Raw genomic sequence first — 17,092 nt, 5'->3', positions numbered from 1 at the left:
GGTGATTCACGCAGCCTTATCAAGCGCCTCGAGTTCGTCGATGAGCCCTTCGATCATCGACAGGCCCTTGCTCCAGAACGACGGATCGGCGGCATTCAGCCCGAATGGCTTCAGCAGTTCGGAATGGTGCTTGGTGCCGCCAGCCTTCAGCATCTCGAAATACTTTTCCTGGAAGCCGCTTTCGGCCTGCTGGTAGACCGCATAGAGCGAGTTCACAAGGCAGTCGCCGAACGCATAGGCGTAAACGTAGAAGGGCGAATGGATGAAGTGGGGGATGTAGGCCCAGTAGGTCTCGTAGCCCTCGGAGATACGGATCGCCGGACCGAGGCTTTCCGTCTGTACCGACAGCCACAATTCGCCGATCTGGTCGGCCGTCAGTTCGCCCTCCTTGCGGGCGGTGTGGACCTTGCGCTCGAACTCGTAGAACGCGATCTGGCGCACGACCGTGTTGATCATGTCCTCGACCTTCTGCGCCAGCATCGCCTTGCGCTCGCGCTTGTCCTTGGTCTGGTCGAGCAGGCTGCGGAAGGTCAGCATCTCGCCGAAGACGGACGCCGTTTCAGCCAATGTCAGCGGCGTCGACGCCATCAGCGCGCCCTGGCCGCCGGCCAGCACCTGGTGCACGCCATGGCCGAGTTCGTGCGCCAGCGTCATCACGTCGCGCGGCTTGCCCATGTAGTTGACGAGCACGTAGGGATGCGCCGAGGGCACCGTCGGATGCGCGAAAGCGCCGGGCGCCTTGCCCGGTCGCACCGGTGCGTCGATCCAGCTCTCGTCGAAGAAGCGTCCGGCGATCGCCGCCATCTCCGGGGCGAAGGCGCGATAGGCTGACAGCACGGTGTTCTTCGCATCGCTCCAGGGGATCAGCGCGTTCGGCGTTTCCGGCAGCGGCGCGTTGCGGTCCCAGAACTCCATCTGTTCCATTCCGAGCCACTTCGCCTTCATGGAATAGTAGCGGTGCGACAGCCGCGGGTAGGCTTCGTGCACGGCCGCGGCCAGCGCGTCGACGACCTCCCGCTCGACGCGGTTGGCCAGATGCCGGCTGTCGGCGATATCCTCGAAGCTGCGCCAGCGGTCGGAGATCTCCTTGTCCTTGGCGAGCGTGTTGGTGATCAGCGTGAAGGTGCGGATGTTCTCCTTGAAGGTCTTCGCCAGCGCCATCGCCGCCTTCTTGCGGGTTTCGCCGTCCGCATCCTGCAAGAGGTTCAGCGCCACCTCCAACGGCACCTCTTCGCCGTCGATCGTGTAGCGTAGCGAAGCCATCGTCTCGTCGAACAGCCGATTCCAGGCCGCAACTCCGGTCATGGATTTTTCCAGGAAGAGCTGTTCGGTGCGGTCGTCGAGCTGGTGCGGCTTGTCCTTGCGCAGGTCCTCGATCCAGGGGCGGTAGTGGGCGGCAAGGACGTCGTGCTCCAGGCTTCTGGCGAGGCGCTTGTCGTCTATCCTGTTCATTTCCAAGGGAAAAAACAGAAGGTGCGCGGAAATGTCGGTGATCTTCGCCTGCACGTCGCCATACAGCTTGCCGTTCGCCGGGTCGGTCGTGTCGGAGAAGTAGGTCAGGCCGGCGTAGGAGGCGACGCGGCCGAGCAAATCCTCCAGCGCCTCGTACTCCTTGACGGCCGCGCCGATCCCCTCCGCGCCCGACTTGCCCGCGGCGTCATCGAGCTTGCCTTTCCACCGGGTCTCAAAAGCCAATGACTTCGCCATCCCGCTTTCGAGATCGGCCCGGAACTCCGGCGCGGTCGGGGAGGCATAGAGGTCTGCGAGGTTCCAGTTGGGCAGGTCGCCCAGGTCGCCGGCGATCGCGCCGGCCGTGGCTGTGGCATGATGAATTTCGGGCGAAACGTTCAAAGCGGACATCGGAAGCCTCGTCGGTAATTGCGGCGCTCTTGCTTGCGTCCTCGTTGGTTAAAATGCAAGCCTTTCTCAAAACGGCATATTCAACCCTTCGTGCCAAGGTCCAACGTATTGTTGTGCCAACACTGCGCATGACGCGTGGCGAGGAGGTTCCAATGGCTGCCCACATTCTTGTCATCGATGATGATCCTGTCCAGCGCAGGCTTCTGAAGAACATGATCGAGCGCAATGGCCATGTGGCGCACGTGGCCGAGAATGGCCGTGCCGGCCTGGAAGTCCTCGACCGAAAGGGCGGCCTGATCAGTGTGATCCTGCTCGACCTGATGATGCCGGAAATGAACGGCACGGCCTTTCTGGGCGCACTCGCCGAGCGCGAGAGCGCGATCCCGGTGATCGTGCAGACGGGGCAGGGCGGGCTGGAAACCGTCGTGATCGCCATGCGCGCCGGTGCGTTCGACTTCGTCGTCAAGCCGGTTTCGCCGGAAAGGCTCGGTGTTGCGGTCGAAAACGCCCTGAAGCTGGAGCAGCGCGACCCGCACGGCCGCCCGAGCCGCCGTCATCGCAGCGAGGCCGTGCAGTTCGACGACATCGTGTCGGCCAGCCCGGAAATGCTGCGCGTCATCGATCTCGCCCGCCGGGCGGCCCAGTCGAACATTCCCGTCGTCATCGAAGGCGAGTCCGGCGTCGGCAAGGAAATGGTCGCGCGCGCCATCCAGGCGGGAAGCGACCGGGCCCACAAGCCCTTCGTCACCGTCAACTGCGGCGCGATCCCGCACAACCTTGTCGAGAGCATTCTGTTCGGCCATGAGAAGGGCGCGTTCACCGGTGCAATAGAGCGGCATATCGGCAAGTTTGCCGAGGCCGACGGCGGAACCATCTTTCTCGACGAAATCGGCGACCTCCCGCTCGAGGTCCAGGTCAAGCTGCTGCGCGCGGTGCAGCAAGGCGAGATCGAGACCGTCGGCGCCCGTTCGCCCCAGAAGGTCAATGTCCGGCTGATTTCCGCGACGAACAAGGACCTGATCACCGAGGTGAAGGAGGGCCGCTTCCGCGAGGATCTCTACTACCGCCTGAATGTCTTTCCGATCACGATCCCGGCGCTGCGCAAGCGCAAGGAGGACATTCCGGTTCTCGTCCGCTCCTTCGTCGAGCGCTTCGCCGGTGAGCAGAAGCTTGCCACGCCGCTGACGCTTTCTCCTGCCGCCATGGCGCTGCTGACCGCCTTCGACTGGCCGGGCAACATCCGCCAATTGGAGAACGCAATTTACCGGGCGGTCGTCCTGGCTCAGGGGCCCGAGCTCCAGGCGTCCGATTTTCCGCAGGTCGCGACGCAGGTTCCCGGCTACAAGCTGACCGAAGCGGGAACCGTCTCCTGGGAGGCTGCAGCCGTCCCGCTCTCCCGCAAGGCCGCGGAAGTCGACATGCCTTCGGTCTACCCCGACTTCCGGCCGCGCGAGGCGTCCGAATCACAGTCGCCCGCCGCTGACGAAAACACGATCTCCAGCGTCGACCGCGGTGGGCAGGTGAGAAAGCTCGCTGATGTCGAGGAAGAGTTGATCCGCTTTGCCTTGAAGTTCTATCGGGGTCAGATGAGCCAGGTCGCCCGGAAGCTGGGCATCGGCAGGTCGACGCTTTATCGAAAGCTGAAGGATTATGGTATCGATCCCGAAAATCCGCTGAAGGAAGCCGCCTGATTTCGGTTGATTTCTCAGCCTTCTCATGTTTTTCCCGTTGCCGTTCACCCCTTATTAGTGGATCGTTCACTATATTTGGGGAGTATTGGAGACTGTGGCGAATTTGCCATGCTGTTACCGCAATTGGTGGTCATCTGGCTTTTCAGGGACGCACCTATTGTCCGCAGGACGGGGATAGAGTTGGCAGACATGATTGGATCGATGACGCTCCGGGGAGCCAGCGCTCTTGCCATGTGCAAAGCGGCGCTCGCAAAGGCCCCCAGGATTTTGACCATCGCCGCCATGGCCGCTTCGCTCGTCGTTCCGGCTATGGTTCCGTCGGCAACCGATGCCGCCTCCGGTACGCGCTCGCTGAAGCTTTATTTCGTCCACACGAATGAAAAAGCGGAGATCACCTTCAAGCGCAACGGGCGCTACGACCAGAAGGGTCTCCAGCAGCTCAACCGTTTCCTCCGTGACTGGCGCCGCAACGAACCGACAAAGATGGATCCGCGCCTCTTCGATCTCGTCTGGGAGGTTTACCAGAAGAGCGGCTCGCGCGGTTACATCCACGTCGTCTCCGCCTATCGCTCGCCGGCGACGAACTCGATGCTGCGTTCGCGCTCCAAGGGTGTGGCCAAGAAGAGCCAGCACATGCTCGGCAAGGCGATGGACTTCTACATCCCCGACGTGAAGCTGAAGACGATCCGCGAGATCGGCATGAAATTCGAGGTCGGTGGCGTGGGCTTCTATCCAACCTCAGGCTCGCCCTTCATTCACATGGATGTCGGTAGCGTTCGCGCCTGGCCGCGCATGAGCCGCCAGGAGCTTGTTTCGCTCTTCCCCGACGGCAAGACCATGCACTTGCCGTCGGACGGCAAGCCGCTGCCGGGCTACCAGCAGGCGGTTGCCGACTACAAGCGCCGCGTCGGTGCCGATGCGGTGCAGGTCGCCGGCGGCGGATCCCCGGACAAGGTGGGCTCCGGCAAGAAGCGAAACCTCCTCGCGGCGCTCTTCGGTGGCGGCGGGGACGAGGACGAAGAGCCCACGGCTATCGCCAGCGCCGAGCCGCTGGAAGAGGCCGCCCCGGCAGCGCGTCCCGCTGCAGGTGCAGGAAGCGAACTGCCCGGCATCGCCTCTGGCCAGCCGAGCGGCGTGACGCCTGAAACAAGGCCAGTCGTGACCGAAACGGAGATTGCCGAGTTGAACGCTCCGGTCCCACTCGTGCGTCCGGCATTCAGGGATAACTCCGCGGCTGCCACAGAACTGGCGCTCGTGTCACCAACAACGAACAATGCAGCGGCAGCGCTCAATGCTGCGACGCTAGTGGGCCAGGACCAGGCCGGCGAATACGCCGACCTCGGCGGCTACAAGATCCCCGTGCCGGAACTGCTCGGCAAACGGACCATGCCCGGCGATGCGCTGGAAGGCTTGATGACGGCTGCAGCCGGGGAAATGGATGACGAGGATTTCGGGATCGTTCCGGTTCCGGGTATGCGGCCGGGCGACGATGCCGCACTGATGGCCATCGCCGAGGCCGATGTCGGTGTGCCAAGCCAGGTTGGCGCGAGCAACGTCGCTGCCGTGGCCGAGGCCGAACATGCGGACGGCTTGACGGCAGAGGCCGCGACCCGCGTCGCACTTGCCGCGCCGAGCAATGGCGGCATCGACGAAGCCGGTCCGATCGAGCTTGCGGCCCTCGTGCCCGCGCAGGATGCCTCGACTGCTTTCGATGTTGCTCCGAGCGACGTTCCGACCAAGGGCGGCCGCCCGAAGAAGAGGGATGCCGATGCCGCAGCACGCGGCGCAATCCGCACGGAACCGAAGCTGAACGACAAGATCATCTCCCAGTGGGCGTTGACGCAAGGGCGCGTCGCCACCCTGTCCAAGCCGGTCAAGGCGCCGCGGTTCGTCAGCCAAAAGCTGCGAACGGCCCCGACCACCGTCTACATGGCCGGGTTCCAGCACGAAACGGCCGCGGTCGATCCGGGTCGGTTCAGCGGCAGCGCCGTCAATTTCATGGAAGTGCGCAAGTTCACCGATACGAACTAGGCGTCGGCCCGCTCCGATCATAGTAGCGCGGTTGCGGCGGCGCCGCGTCGATCGTACTGTCGGCGGCCTGAGAAAGTGGCCGTCGGCCTCGCTTCGCTACCTGCGCCAATGGCTCAGCTCTTCCAGCTTGAAGCTCTTTCGCCGCCGGCGGTCCCAGGTGACGTCATGCTTGACCACCTTCGCCGGAACCCCGGCGATGATCGTGCCGCTTTCCTCGAAATTTCCCGAGACGAAGGCCATCGCACCGACGATGTTGTCTTCGGCGATGAAGGTTCCCTTGTTCACGACGGCCCCGAGGCTGATCCAGACGTGGTCGCATATGTCGACCGAGGCCGCCATGTTCAGACGCTCACCGGTCGACCGGTTGACAACGGAGTGCGCATCGGTCGTCCGGATCTCGATCTCGCGCGACAGCATGCAGTGCCTGCCTATCCGCACGTCGCACTGCTCCTGGCACAGGATGAAGACGTCGACGGCGGTGGTGTGGTCGCCGATCTCGACGAGTTGGCCGTCGCCCTTGACCAGTACCTGGCCCTTGAAGTCCACGTTCTCACCGATGACAATGCGATTGTCGTTTCCCTGAAAGGTTATGTTGCCGCTGAATTTTGCATTCCGGCCGAGAGAAACGAGGTTGCCAGTGCCTCTCTTGACGCGAAGCCGACCGTTCAGCCTTGAGGCGTCGGCATGGTCAACTTCAACGCCCTCGACTGGTTCGTATGGCGTGGTCTGCCTGCGAATTCTGAATATTCCGAACACGATACCCCGCTCGACCCCGGATTGCGATGCTGGCTCGCAATAGCCGAATCCCGCCGACGGCCAGCTACCGCCTCGCGGTATCCAAAAGAAAACCCGCTGGACCGTCCCCGCGGGTTTCTTCGTTTCCTACCGGTGTCGGCGTCATTCGGCGTCCGGCGGAAGTTCGATCATGCCGAGCGCCTGCAGATAGGTGTCGAGGATCGCTTCCTGCTCCATGCGCTCATCCTTGTCCTGCTTGCGGATCTGGATGACCTTGCGCAGGATCTTGGTGTCGAAACCAGTGCCCTTGGCCTCGCCATAGACATCCTTGATGTCGTCGGCGATGGTTTTCTTTTCTTCTTCCAGGCGCTCGATCCGCTCGATGAAGGCACGAAGCTGGTCGCGGGCGACGCCGTGAGCATCGGACATGGTCTTCTCCTCGTTGGGGGAATGGATGAAATCTGATGCCGTGATCTGCCGCGAAGTTCGGGCGAGATCAAGACCCGCTGGGCGCGAGATGGCGATTTTTGCCGCTTATACCAGTTTCCCCCACTATTCCTTGGGTCGGCTTCTTTCGAAGGCGGTCAACTGTTCGGTGCTTGCTTCCTTCTGGTGCAGCATGCGCCAGGCGTCGTAGGGCATTCCGTAGATGATCTCCCGCGACTGCTCCTTGTCCATCGCAACGCCAGCCTCGTTCGCCGCATCGCGGTACCAGTTGGACAGGCAGTTGCGGCAGAAGCCGGCAAGGTTCATCAGGTCGATGTTCTGCACGTCGCTGCGTTCGCGCAGATGGGCGATCAACCGCCGGAACGCGGCTGCCTCGAAACTCGTACGTTGTTCATCGCTCAGTTCCATCGTCTCGTCTCCTTTTGGCCGGGGGCCGCACGTCGCTGAAGCGGATAGCCTGTTTACCTTCGATCCGGTCAGTAAGGCCCGGTGCGGGAAGGGAATGTCTGATAGGTGTGCAGGTCCGCGGTGGCGTTCAAGTCGGATAGGATGGGCGCAAGCCGATCAGCCCAAAGGTCGATGCCGGCCTCGTCTCCAAGCTCGTCCTGCCGCAGCTCGATCAGCGCATGCGGGATGCCGGCGGTCATGCAATGCCGAAACATGGTGTCGCCACGCAACGCCCCATCATAGGGCTCGTTGTCGGCGGTGATCACGCCGGGGATAGCGCCGAGGGCGGAGAGCAGCGGATGGACCGCGCGGTGGTCGCTGTCCCAGAGCACGGTGATGTGCCAGGGACGGGGCGTTCCCTTCCACGTCGGCGTAAACGAATGCAGCGAGATGACGAGCGGGGCTTTACCGGTCGCAGCGGCAACACTGCTGATCACCTGTGAGACGGCGCCGTGGTAGGGCCGGTGATAGGTCTCCAGCCGATGGCGCCACTCCTTTTGTGAAATCGGATGGTTGCCGGGAATGATCGCCCCGTCTGAGATGCGCATGATAAGCGTCGGATCGTCCTCGCCGCGATTGGGATCGATCAGGAGACGGGAAAAACGGCTGAGCACCGCAGGTACCCCAAGCCGGGCGGCGAGTTTGCGGGTCAGGCCCTCGATGCCGATGTCGTAGGCGATGTGGCGGGCAAATGCGCTTTCGGGCAGGCCCAGCCGGCCGTATTCGGCAGGCAAGTGGTTCGTCGCATGGTCGGCGAGGAGAACGAGGCCAATGTTCGAATCGCCATCGATGATTTCAAAGGGACTGTCGTTCAACTGATCGGCCTGCAAACTCGTGGGGTGGAATGTTCATTGGCTTGATGACACGCCGGGCAGGCGATCGCAAGGCGGCCGCCTGCCGCAACGCTTCGGGCAACAGGGTCGCGGGCTGGCCGGTGTAATCGATTAGAGTTGCGTTGACATTCGCTCTCCGCCGTCGCAAGAAAGCGCGTGACCAAATCAACGGAGTTCCACTGGAAGCCGTGTCAGTTCAAACTCGCCCCCACCCCCTCCGCCTGGGATCCGGCCTTTCCTTCATAGGCCTTTTCGCCGCCGTTGCCTTTTTTTCGATCGCTGCGCCCGGCTCGGCGCGGGCTGATTTCCGCGTCTGCAACGGCACTCAAAACCTCGTCGGCGTTGCGATCGGCTACCGCGCATCGGAGGGCTGGATCACCGAGGGGTGGTGGCAGGTTCCGGCAACGACCTGCGCCACGCTGATCGAAGGCGAATTGCAGTCGCGCTACTATTATCTCTATGCGGAAGACGCGGCACGCGGCGGCCGCTGGACCGGCGACGTCAACATGTGCGTCGCGGAGAACGAGTTCAAGATCACCGGCGTTGACGACTGCTTCGCCCGCGGCTTCCAGCGGATGGGATTCAAGGAGTACGACACCGGCCGCCAGGGCAGCTGGATGGTCCAGCTCTCCGATACGCCAGGGACGCAAGAAAGCCAGAATTGATGAAGCGGAATAGAAAAGTAAAGATCCTCGCGACGCTCGGACCGGCTTCTGCCGAGGAAGAGATGATCCAGAAGCTGCACGAAGCGGGGGCCGATCTTTTCCGCATCAACATGAGCCACGCCAGCCACGACCTGATGCGCACGCTGATCAGCCGCATCCGTTCCGTGGAAGCGCGCTGCGGCCGTCCGATCGGCATCCTCGCCGATCTGCAGGGCCCGAAGCTGCGCGTCGGCAAATTCATTGACGGCAAGGCCGATCTCGTCGCAGGCCAGACGTTCACGCTCGACGGCAACGAGGAGCCTGGCGACAGCAAGCGTGTCTTCCTGCCGCATCCGGAAATCCTCCAGGCCGTCAAGCCGGGCCATCGCCTTTTGATCGACGACGGCAAGCTGCATCTGCGCGCCGAGCAGGCCGACGGCAAGAAGATCGTCTGCAAGGTGATCGCTGGCACGAAGATTTCCGACCGCAAGGGTGTCAGCCTGCCCGACACGCTCTTGCCGGTCGGCGCGCTGACGGAGAAGGACCGCGCCGATCTCGATGCGGTGCTGTCGACCGGCAGCGTCGACTGGGTGGCGCTGTCGTTCATTCAGCGTCCCGAGGATCTCGCTGAGGTGCGCAAGGTGGCGCGCGGTCGCGTCGGGTTGATGTCGAAGATCGAAAAGCCGCAGGCCATCGAGCGGATCGACGAGATCATCGAACTCTCCGACGCGCTGATGGTCGCCCGCGGCGACCTTGGCGTCGAGATGCCGCTCGAGGCCGTGCCAGGCCTGCAGAAGCAACTGACGCGCGCCTGCCGCCGCGCCGGCAAGCCGGTCGTAGTCGCGACGCAGATGCTCGAATCGATGATCTCCGCGCCGGTTCCGACCCGCGCCGAGGTCTCCGACGTCGCCACCGCCGTCTTCGAGGGTGCCGACGCGATCATGCTGTCAGCGGAATCGGCGTCCGGCGAATACCCGGTCGAGGCTGTCTCTACGATGGCCGCGATCGCCAGCAAGGTCGAGCGCGACCCGAACTATCCGGGCATCATCAATGCCCAGCGCACCCCGCCCGAGGCCACCGGCGCGGATGCCATCTCGCTTGCCGCCCGCCAGATCGCCGAGACGCTGAACCTGACGGCGATCGTCTGCTACACCTCGTCGGGCACCACCGGGCTGCGCGCCGCTCGCGAGCGGCCGGAGGTGCCGGTCCTGGCCCTTTCGCCCATCATCGAGACGGCACGGCGCCTGTCGGTGGTCTGGGGGCTGCATTGCGTGGTCACCGGCGATGCCGAGAGCCTCGACGACATGGTCAATCGCGCCTGCCGCATCACGGTCAGCGAGGGCGTCGGCAAGCCGGGCGACCGCATCATCATCTCCGCCGGCGTGCCGCTCGGAACACCGGGCGCCACGAACATGCTCCGCATCGCCTATATCGGCTCGGATGGCGCCAGCGGCGTATAACCTGTCGAAGGGTGGGCCTCGGCCCGCCTCAGACCGCTGAAAAGCCGCGATCGCGTCTCAGGTCCGTTTTCCCGCCAGCTTTTCGGCGATGTCGCCGAGCGCTTTCTGGGCGCGGCGCTCGGATGGGTAGATGTCGAGGAAGCGCTGCCACGCCTCCAATGCCAACTCGTCGCGACCGTAACTCGTCAGGATCATCGCCATGCCGGCGATGGCGCCGAAATGGCGTGGCTCGATCGTCAGAACACGATTGATGTCCGACATCGACTTCCGATAGTTGCCGAGCTTGTAGTTCACTGTCGCGCGCTGATTCCAGCCCTCGACGTAGCCGGGTTGAAGCTGGATGACCTCGTCCAGGTAGTCGAGCGCTGCCCCGTCGTTGTCCTCGGCCATGGCCTTGTCGACCTGCTGCATCAGGAAATTGACGGTTGCGCTGCCGGAATCGCGCCATTCCACCCGGATGCTGTCGGAGATCACTTTCGCCTTGTCCGGATCCCGCTCGTGCTTCAGTTCGGCAAACAGGGCGTTCAGCCGTTCGGCGGGCGTTGTGAGCGCCGGTTCGTTCTGGGGGATGGCGGCCGCCTGACTATCCTGCGCGAAGGCGGTCCCGGGCAACGGGGTAAGCAACGACAGGGCGGCATAAACAACGTAAAAGCGCATGCGGTTATGCTAAACCGCATGCGCTTGAAAGCAAACTGCTATCTTTCGACAGGCCAGGACGCCTGCGCTCAGCCCTGACGGGCCTTGAAGCGCGGGTTCGACTTGTTGATGATGTAGACGCGACCCTTGCGACGAACCAGGCGGTTTTCGCGATGGCGGGTCTTGAGCGACTTGAGCGAATTCTTGATCTTCATGTTTCTGATCCGCGATGCTGGGGAGGAAACAAATCCGCCCGAAAACTTGTCAATTAAAAACGCGCCATGTCGGGCGCGCTCTCAGGTTGGCGTTCGTGTAACCGCTCATCCGATTGCTGTCAACCGTTTGGCGGGAGTTTTGGCGTTCGCGCACCGCGATTTCCACGGCGCGCGAAGCTGTTTTTCAGCGCAGTTCCGTGACGTGGCCCATCTTGCGGCCCGGGCGCGACTCGCTCTTGCCGTAGAGGTGCACGAGGACGTCGGGCGTCTTCAGCCAGGCGGGGACGGTCTGGATGTCGTCGCCGATCAGGTTCTGCATCACGCAGTCGGAATGGCGGCGGCCGTCGCCGAGCGGCAGACCCGCGACGGCGCGGATGTGCTGTTCGAACTGCGAGATTACGCATGCCGCCTCCGTCCAGTGGCCGGAATTGTGCACGCGTGGGGCCATCTCGTTCGCCACGAGCTGGCCGTCTCCAAGCACGAAGAACTCGACGCCGACGACGCCGACATAAGCCAGTCGATCGAGGATCGCGCGTGCGGCCCGCCGTGCCTGATCGGCCGTCGCCTCGTGGATGGCGGCCGGCACCGTGGATGTGTGCAGAATACCGTCGCGATGGACATTCTCGGCCGGGTCGTAGCAGACGATCGTCCCGTCCTGCGCGCGGGCGGCAATGATCGAGATCTCCCGCTCGAAGGCTATCAGGCCTTCAAGGATGAGAGGCACGGAACCGAGCGCTGCAAAGGCGCCCTGCCTGTCCTCTGCCGGCGAGCGGAACATCCTTTGTCCCTTGCCGTCATAACCCAGGCGCCGGGTCTTCAGCACGCCGATGCCGCCGAAGGAATCAAGCGCCGCGTCCAGATCCGCCTGGCTGTCGACAGCCGCGAAGGGGGCGGTTGCGATGCCGCACTCATTGATGAAGCGCTTCTCCACCAGACGGTCCTGCGAGACTTCCAGCGCCTTCGGCGGTGGAAACACGGGCACTGAGCGAACCAGCCGCTCGGCGGCCGTAACCGGCACGTTCTCGAACTCGTAGGTGACGACGTCGCTGCGGCTCGCAATTTCATCGAGCGCCGCCGGATCGTCATAGGCTGCGACGATCTGGGCATTGGCGACTTGCGCGGCCGGGCAGTCGACCTGTGGTTCAAGAATGATGGTGCGGAGGCTCAGCCGCGCGGCCGCCATGGCAAGCATGCGGCCGAGTTGCCCGCCGCCGATGATTCCGATCGTGCCGACGCTCATAGTGGGCCATCCACCGGGTAGTCCGCCACTGAGGCGCTCTGGTTCTCACGCCACTCGTCGAGTCGAAGTGCGAGCTCCGGATCCGACAGGGCGAGGACGGCGGATGCAAGCAGGGCCGCATTCACGGCGCCAGCCTTGCCGATTGCAAGCGTGCCGACCGGAATGCCGGCTGGCATCTGCACGATGGAAAGCAGGCTGTCCTGGCCGGACAGCGCCTTGGACTGGACGGGAACGCCGAAGACCGGTAGCGAGGTCATCGCGGCGATCATGCCGGGCAGGTGCGCGGCGCCGCCGGCGCCGGCGATGATGACCTTGAAGCCCTCCGGGCGCGCATTCTTGGCAAATTGGTACAGCCGGTCCGGGGTGCGGTGGGCGGAGACGATACGTGCCTCGTAGTCCACTTCCAGTGCATCCAGCGTGTCGGCAGCGTTCTTCATCGTCTCCCAGTCGGATTGGCTACCCATGACAATGGCGACGGGGGGCGTTTGCGGTGTCTTCACTGCGCTTTCCGTTTCAGGCGATGATATCGGGAATAATCTGGTCCTCGATCTTGGAGATCCGGTCCTTGATCACGAGCTTCTTCTTCTTCATGCGCTGCACTCTCAAGGCGTCGCAGCCAACCTGGATCATGGCATTGATGGCGGCGTCGTAATCCTCGTGTTCCTGGCGCAGCCGGGCTATTGCCAATCGCAGTTCCGCCTGTTCCTGGTCTGCCATGCTCTCATTCCCCATCCCTTCACGATGACGACTTGTGCGCCATTCGCATTCAGCAAGATCGCTGCTCCTATCACGAAACGAGGGTCTACGGGAAGTTATACTCCGCGACCTTTTCACCTTCGACAAATGAAAATTGGCATGGCAAACTCCGCCTGTTGCAACCTGGACACCAGACGCGCAAGCGTCCGGGTGCGAACAAAAATGGAAGGAACTGTCACATGTCGATTGAGGCTCACCTTGCCACGCTTGAAAAGAAGCACTTCGCTCTTGAAGAAGAGCTTCACGAAGCGATGAACCGCCCGTCTTCCGAAGACGAGATTATCGCTGACATCAAGCGGCGGAAGCTGCGCATCAAGGACGAGATGGAGAGACTTCGCTCGTCAACGAATTGATTGGACAGAGTTTTCCAAAAAGGAGTTGAACTGGGGGTGGCCGCGCCCCGTCATCGCGAACCATGACAAAGGCGGATCAATAGGGCCTTGATAGGCCGATTTCGATGTCCCGGTTGCCCAACGGCGGCCGGGATATTTTATTTGTGGCCGACGACTTCAGATCAGTGAAGCAATTCCGTCATAGGCGAGCTTGAGGCCCGCCATCAGGGCCATCGTATACATGAAAGGATAGAACACCTCGGTCTTCATGCGCTTGACCAGGTAGCCGCCGGCGGCGGTCGCAGCCATGGCGAGGGGCGCAAGGGTTGCGGAGATTGTCAGGTTGGCCTTGTCGAGCTGTCCGAGCGCGAAATAGGGGATGAGCTTCACCGCGTTCAGGATGGCGAAATAGCGCACGATCGCGCCCGTGTATTCGCGCGGCGGAAGCTTCAGCGGCAGGGCGTAGACCTGAAAAGGCGCGCCACCGGCATGCGCAACGAAGCTGCCATAACCGGCGAGCGTGCCGAAAAAGGCGGCCGGACCGACCCGCTGCGGCTTCGGCGGAATGACGATGCCGTGCCGCAGCCGCCATTGGCTGTGGAAGTAGCGCAGCGCAAAAAAGATGGTGATCGCGCCGATGATCAGGCGCAGCGCATCGCGCGGAACATAGGCGGACGTCGCCCAGCCGAGTGCGACCCCGACGATGCCGCCCGGCAGCAGGAACTGGAGCGTGCGGCGGTCGTTGTGCCGGCGCCACATCCACAGCGAGACGATGTCGCTGATGACGAGGAGCGGCAGGAAGACCGCAGCCGCTTGCACCGGCGGAACCACCATGGCAAGGATGGGCACGCCCATCAGCGCCAGTGCCTCGCCCATCCCGCCTTTGGCAAGCCCGACGAGGATCACGGCGGGGACGGCGGCGAGATAGATGCTGGGGTCGATGGACATGCGGGCGATTGATCCAATGGTGCAACCGGTCTATCGGCTTTGGCTGGGCATTGCGAGAGGGGCTGTACTCTCCGAAGAGAATTCTGACGAAATGGATGTTCGATGACTGGAACCGAAAACCGCTGCCGCCTCATGCTGATCCTGCCTGAAGGAGAGGATATCGACGCGCGCCGGGTCATGCTGGAGGATGCACTGCGCGGGGGTGACGTCGCCTCGGTGGTGCTGCCCCAGTATGGATTGGAAGACGGCGTCTTCCAGAAGCATGCCGAGGCGCTGGTGCCGGTGATCCAGCAAGCGGGTGCCGCAGCCCTGATCGCAGGGGACACGCGCGTCGCCGGACGCGCCAAGGCCGACGGCATTCATATTGCCGGCGGGATCGAGGCATTGGCGGAGGCGATCGAGAAACATTCGCCGAAACTGATCGTCGGTGGCGGCAATGCCAAGGACCGGCACATCGCGCTGGAAATTGGCGACCTCGCACCGGACTATATCTTCTTCGGCAAGATCGGCGGCGACATCAAACCGGAGCCGCATTCCAAGAATCTTGCGCTGGGCGAGTGGTGGGCCTCCATGGTCGAGGTTCCATGCGTCGTCATGGGGGGAACTGATCCACAATCGGCGCTCGCGGTGGCGGAAACCGGAGCCGAGTTCGTCGCGCTTTGCCAGGCCGTGTTCGCCGAGCCCCGGAATGCTGCTCAGGTCGTTGCCTCGGTCAATGCGCTTCTCGACGAAAAAGCGCCACGGTTCGAGGATTAAAGGCGAGCGCATGAAGAGGGCTTCCGATCTTTGGTCATTGCGGTTGACGACGTTTTTGTGCTGTGCGCTGGGCGCCGGCGCGCCGGTCACATATGCCGAAGAGCCGCCGAAGCCGACCGTGGCGCAGGAGCCTGCTCCGGGAACATCGGGCGAAACGGGCGCTTCGGTGCCTGCGGTGGCTGGCGAAAGCGTTCAGGCTGCTCCGGCCACGCCGCCCGGTGTCACCGATGGAAGCGGCACGGCAACTGCCGCACCTTCGAAAGCCCCGGAAGCCACTGACACCGAGACCGAGGCGCTGGACGGACCAGCGCCCGATCAGCGCACATCGCGACTTCTCGATCCTGCCGGCGGCGACCCCGCGGGGCGCATCTCGGCGAAGGGTGCGAATGATGCGGACAAGGAAAAGCAACTGCAGGGGCCCTCGGAGGGGTTGAGCGTCCTCGACCGCATGGGAGCACCGCTTCCGGACCTGCCAGCGGAAAAGGCCTATACCGGCAAGCTGGACGAGGCCTATGGCGCCTATCAGCGCGGCTTTTACCTGACCGCGATGGATCTAGCCCTCCCACGCGCCCAGGGAGGCGACGCGGCCGCCCAAACGCTGGTGGCCGAGCTCTTCGATCAAGGCCTCGGCGTCAAGCGCGACCGCAATGAGGCGGCCTTCTGGTACAAGCAGGCCGCCGAAGGCGGCGACCCGGCCGGAATGTTCAAATATGCGCTGCTTCTGATCGAAGGCCGGATCGTTCCGCGCGATCGCAAGAAGGCGGACGAACTGATGAAGAAATCGGCCGAGGCGGGCAATCCTTCGGCACAGTTCAACTATGCCCAGATTCTCGTTGCCGACAGCCCCGGCGAAAAGGGGCTCCGCGCGGCGATGCCCTATTATGAAAAGTCCGCTGAGCAGGGCATTGCCGATGCGCAATACGCCTTGGCGCAGATCTACACCAATCTCGCGAATCTGCCGCCGGAGAAGACCAAGCGTGCCCGTGAATGGCTGTTGCGCGCCGCACGCGCCGGATATGACACCGCCCAGCTCGACCTTGGCATCTGGCTCGTCAACGGGGTGGCGGGCGAGAAGGACTATGAGGCGGGCTTCAACTGGTTGAAGAAGGCGGCGAACGGCGGCAACGTCGTGGCGCAGAACCGGCTGGCCTATCTCTATATCAACGCGCTCGGAACGCGGCCGGATCCGATCGAGGCCGGCAAATGGTTCGTGCTGTCGCGCCGCGCCGGTTTGAACGACGATGGGCTGGAGGATTTCTATCTCGGCCTGACCGACGAACAGCAGAAGGCGGCGATCGCCGCGGCAAACAAGTTTCGGCCGCGCTGAAGGACGGAGCATTGCGGCCGGCGAATGGCTGCGTTCCGCGCGCGAGGCTTGAACTTTTAAGGGATTTATGGTCTTGAGGCCGCATAGCCGGTTCGCGATCCCGTCAATTGCGCGGAGCCGGCGATTTTCTCTACGGAACTCTCATGAAAATCAACGGCAGCGAAATCAAGCCGGGCTATGTCATCGAGCACAATGGTGGTCTTTGGGCAGCGGTTAAAAGCACCACCGTCAAGCCTGGCAAGGGCGGGGCGTTCAACCAGGTCGAGTTGAAGAACCTGATCGATGGCACCAAGCTCAACGAGCGGTTCCGCTCGTCGGAGACGGTCGAGCGCGTCGAACTCGAGAAGAAGGACTTCCAGTTCCTGTTCGAGCAGGGCGAGGGCCTCGTCTTCATGGATGTCGACACCTATGACCAGCTCGAATTGCAGAAGGAATTCGTCGGCGACCGCGCCGCCTTCCTGAAGGACGGGATGATGGTCACGGTCCAGCTCTACAACGACAAGCCGATCGGCATCTCGCTGCCCGACCAGGTCGTTCTGGCGGTGGCCGAGGCCGACCCGGTGGTGAAGGGGCAGACGGCGGCGTCGTCCTACAAGCCGGCGATCCTGGAAAACGGCGTACGGGTTCTTGTTCCGCCCTTCGTCGAGGCCGGGGAACGCATTCTCGTCGACACCAACGAGATCACCTATCTCCGCCGCGCCGATTGACACCGATATCCGCCGGCGGCGACAGTC

The 17,092-nt window shown here is 63.0% G+C and carries 19 protein-coding genes; 8 read left to right on the top strand and 11 right to left on the bottom strand.

Translation table 11 applies throughout. The annotated features are described in order from the left end of the window. Window positions 1–6: 6 nt before the first annotated feature. A complete protein-coding gene (locus AC1DDS_RS12005; RefSeq protein ID WP_477479102.1) occupies window positions 7–1,860 on the bottom strand; it encodes a M3 family oligoendopeptidase in 1,854 nt (617 codons plus the stop codon). A 152-nt stretch (window positions 1,861–2,012) separates the two neighbouring features. Between AC1DDS_RS12005 and AC1DDS_RS12000 the strand changes: the two genes are divergently transcribed. Together AC1DDS_RS12000 and AC1DDS_RS11995 are read left to right on the top strand one after the other, a co-directional pair. Further along, entirely contained in the window at window positions 2,013–3,551 is a 1,539-nt protein-coding gene (locus AC1DDS_RS12000; protein WP_310421677.1) for a sigma-54-dependent transcriptional regulator, read from the top strand. A 189-nt stretch (window positions 3,552–3,740) separates the two neighbouring features. Continuing rightward, window positions 3,741–5,582, top strand: a complete 1,842-nt coding sequence (locus AC1DDS_RS11995; protein WP_477479337.1) for a peptidoglycan L,D-endopeptidase MepK — start codon at window positions 3,741–3,743, stop codon at window positions 5,580–5,582. Window positions 5,583–5,678: 96 nt separating this feature from the next. Here AC1DDS_RS11995 and AC1DDS_RS11990 read toward each other — a convergent pair whose 3' ends face one another. From AC1DDS_RS11990 to AC1DDS_RS11975, 4 genes are all read right to left on the bottom strand, one after another. Further along, window positions 5,679–6,338, bottom strand: a complete 660-nt coding sequence (locus AC1DDS_RS11990; RefSeq protein WP_477479101.1) for an acyltransferase — start codon at window positions 6,336–6,338, stop codon at window positions 5,679–5,681. Between the two features lie 141 nt (window positions 6,339–6,479). Beyond that, entirely contained in the window at window positions 6,480–6,746 is a 267-nt protein-coding gene (locus tag AC1DDS_RS11985) for a DUF2312 domain-containing protein (RefSeq protein ID WP_160785259.1), read from the bottom strand. Between the two features lie 123 nt (window positions 6,747–6,869). Further along, window positions 6,870–7,172: a DUF1244 domain-containing protein gene (locus tag AC1DDS_RS11980; protein WP_477479100.1), complete on the bottom strand. Its 303-nt coding sequence runs from the start codon at window positions 7,170–7,172 to the stop codon at window positions 6,870–6,872. A gap of 68 nt (window positions 7,173–7,240) precedes the next feature. Continuing rightward, the gene (locus tag AC1DDS_RS11975; RefSeq protein ID WP_477479099.1) at window positions 7,241–8,026 is read right to left on the bottom strand and encodes an N-formylglutamate amidohydrolase; all 786 of its coding nucleotides are present in this window, start codon (window positions 8,024–8,026) and stop codon (window positions 7,241–7,243) included. A gap of 260 nt (window positions 8,027–8,286) precedes the next feature. On the opposite strand from AC1DDS_RS11975, the gene AC1DDS_RS11970 reads away from it, so the two are divergent. Further along, entirely contained in the window at window positions 8,287–8,709 is a 423-nt protein-coding gene (locus AC1DDS_RS11970) for a DUF1036 domain-containing protein (RefSeq protein WP_405030270.1), read from the top strand. Then, complete coding sequence (gene pyk, locus AC1DDS_RS11965) at window positions 8,709–10,148, top strand: pyruvate kinase (RefSeq protein WP_477479098.1); 1,440 nt, start codon at window positions 8,709–8,711, stop codon at window positions 10,146–10,148. The genes AC1DDS_RS11970 and pyk overlap by 1 nt, the downstream gene beginning before the upstream one ends. A 57-nt stretch (window positions 10,149–10,205) precedes the next feature. On the opposite strand, the gene AC1DDS_RS11960 is transcribed toward pyk, so the two are convergent. The 5 genes from AC1DDS_RS11960 to AC1DDS_RS11940 all read right to left on the bottom strand — a co-directional run bounded on the left by AC1DDS_RS11960 (window position 10,206) and on the right by AC1DDS_RS11940 (window position 12,956). Continuing rightward, window positions 10,206–10,805, bottom strand: a complete 600-nt coding sequence (locus AC1DDS_RS11960) for a tetratricopeptide repeat protein (protein WP_477479097.1) — start codon at window positions 10,803–10,805, stop codon at window positions 10,206–10,208. Window positions 10,806–10,873: 68 nt separating this feature from the next. Beyond that, window positions 10,874–10,999 (bottom strand): type B 50S ribosomal protein L36, encoded by a 126-nt coding sequence (gene ykgO, locus AC1DDS_RS11955; RefSeq protein WP_012709334.1) that lies wholly within the window; start codon window positions 10,997–10,999, stop codon window positions 10,874–10,876. A 184-nt stretch (window positions 11,000–11,183) separates the two neighbouring features. Further along, window positions 11,184–12,239, bottom strand: coding sequence for a 5-(carboxyamino)imidazole ribonucleotide synthase (locus tag AC1DDS_RS11950; RefSeq protein ID WP_477479096.1), 1,056 nt, complete (start codon window positions 12,237–12,239; stop codon window positions 11,184–11,186). After that, window positions 12,236–12,703, bottom strand: coding sequence for a 5-(carboxyamino)imidazole ribonucleotide mutase (gene purE / locus AC1DDS_RS11945; RefSeq protein WP_310421983.1), 468 nt, complete (start codon window positions 12,701–12,703; stop codon window positions 12,236–12,238). Before purE ends, AC1DDS_RS11950 begins: the two co-directional genes overlap by 4 nt. 49 nt (window positions 12,704–12,752) lie before the next feature. Continuing rightward, complete coding sequence (locus AC1DDS_RS11940) at window positions 12,753–12,956, bottom strand: YdcH family protein (RefSeq protein WP_108003658.1); 204 nt, start codon at window positions 12,954–12,956, stop codon at window positions 12,753–12,755. A gap of 218 nt (window positions 12,957–13,174) precedes the next feature. Between AC1DDS_RS11940 and AC1DDS_RS11935 the strand changes: the two genes are divergently transcribed. Beyond that, window positions 13,175–13,348 (top strand): YdcH family protein, encoded by a 174-nt coding sequence (locus AC1DDS_RS11935; RefSeq protein ID WP_310421720.1) that lies wholly within the window; start codon window positions 13,175–13,177, stop codon window positions 13,346–13,348. Between the two features lie 156 nt (window positions 13,349–13,504). Here AC1DDS_RS11935 and AC1DDS_RS11930 read toward each other — a convergent pair whose 3' ends face one another. Next, window positions 13,505–14,275 (bottom strand): sulfite exporter TauE/SafE family protein, encoded by a 771-nt coding sequence (locus AC1DDS_RS11930; RefSeq protein ID WP_477479095.1) that lies wholly within the window; start codon window positions 14,273–14,275, stop codon window positions 13,505–13,507. Between the two features lie 102 nt (window positions 14,276–14,377). Between AC1DDS_RS11930 and AC1DDS_RS11925 the strand changes: the two genes are divergently transcribed. The 3 genes from AC1DDS_RS11925 to efp all read left to right on the top strand — a co-directional run bounded on the left by AC1DDS_RS11925 (window position 14,378) and on the right by efp (window position 17,065). Further along, window positions 14,378–15,031: a thiamine phosphate synthase gene (locus AC1DDS_RS11925; protein ID WP_477479094.1), complete on the top strand. Its 654-nt coding sequence runs from the start codon at window positions 14,378–14,380 to the stop codon at window positions 15,029–15,031. 10 nt (window positions 15,032–15,041) lie between these two features. Beyond that, window positions 15,042–16,358 carry a tetratricopeptide repeat protein gene (locus AC1DDS_RS11920; RefSeq protein ID WP_477479093.1) on the top strand — a complete coding sequence of 439 codons (1,317 nt, stop codon included), beginning with the start codon at window positions 15,042–15,044 and terminating at the stop codon, window positions 16,356–16,358. Window positions 16,359–16,501: 143 nt separating this feature from the next. Continuing rightward, window positions 16,502–17,065 carry an elongation factor P gene (efp, locus tag AC1DDS_RS11915; RefSeq protein WP_477479092.1) on the top strand — a complete coding sequence of 188 codons (564 nt, stop codon included), beginning with the start codon at window positions 16,502–16,504 and terminating at the stop codon, window positions 17,063–17,065. Window positions 17,066–17,092 lie beyond the last annotated feature (27 nt).

The organism is Mycoplana sp. 10N416 (assembly GCF_056394765.1).
This window is presented reverse-complemented; position numbering and strand designations above follow the sequence as displayed.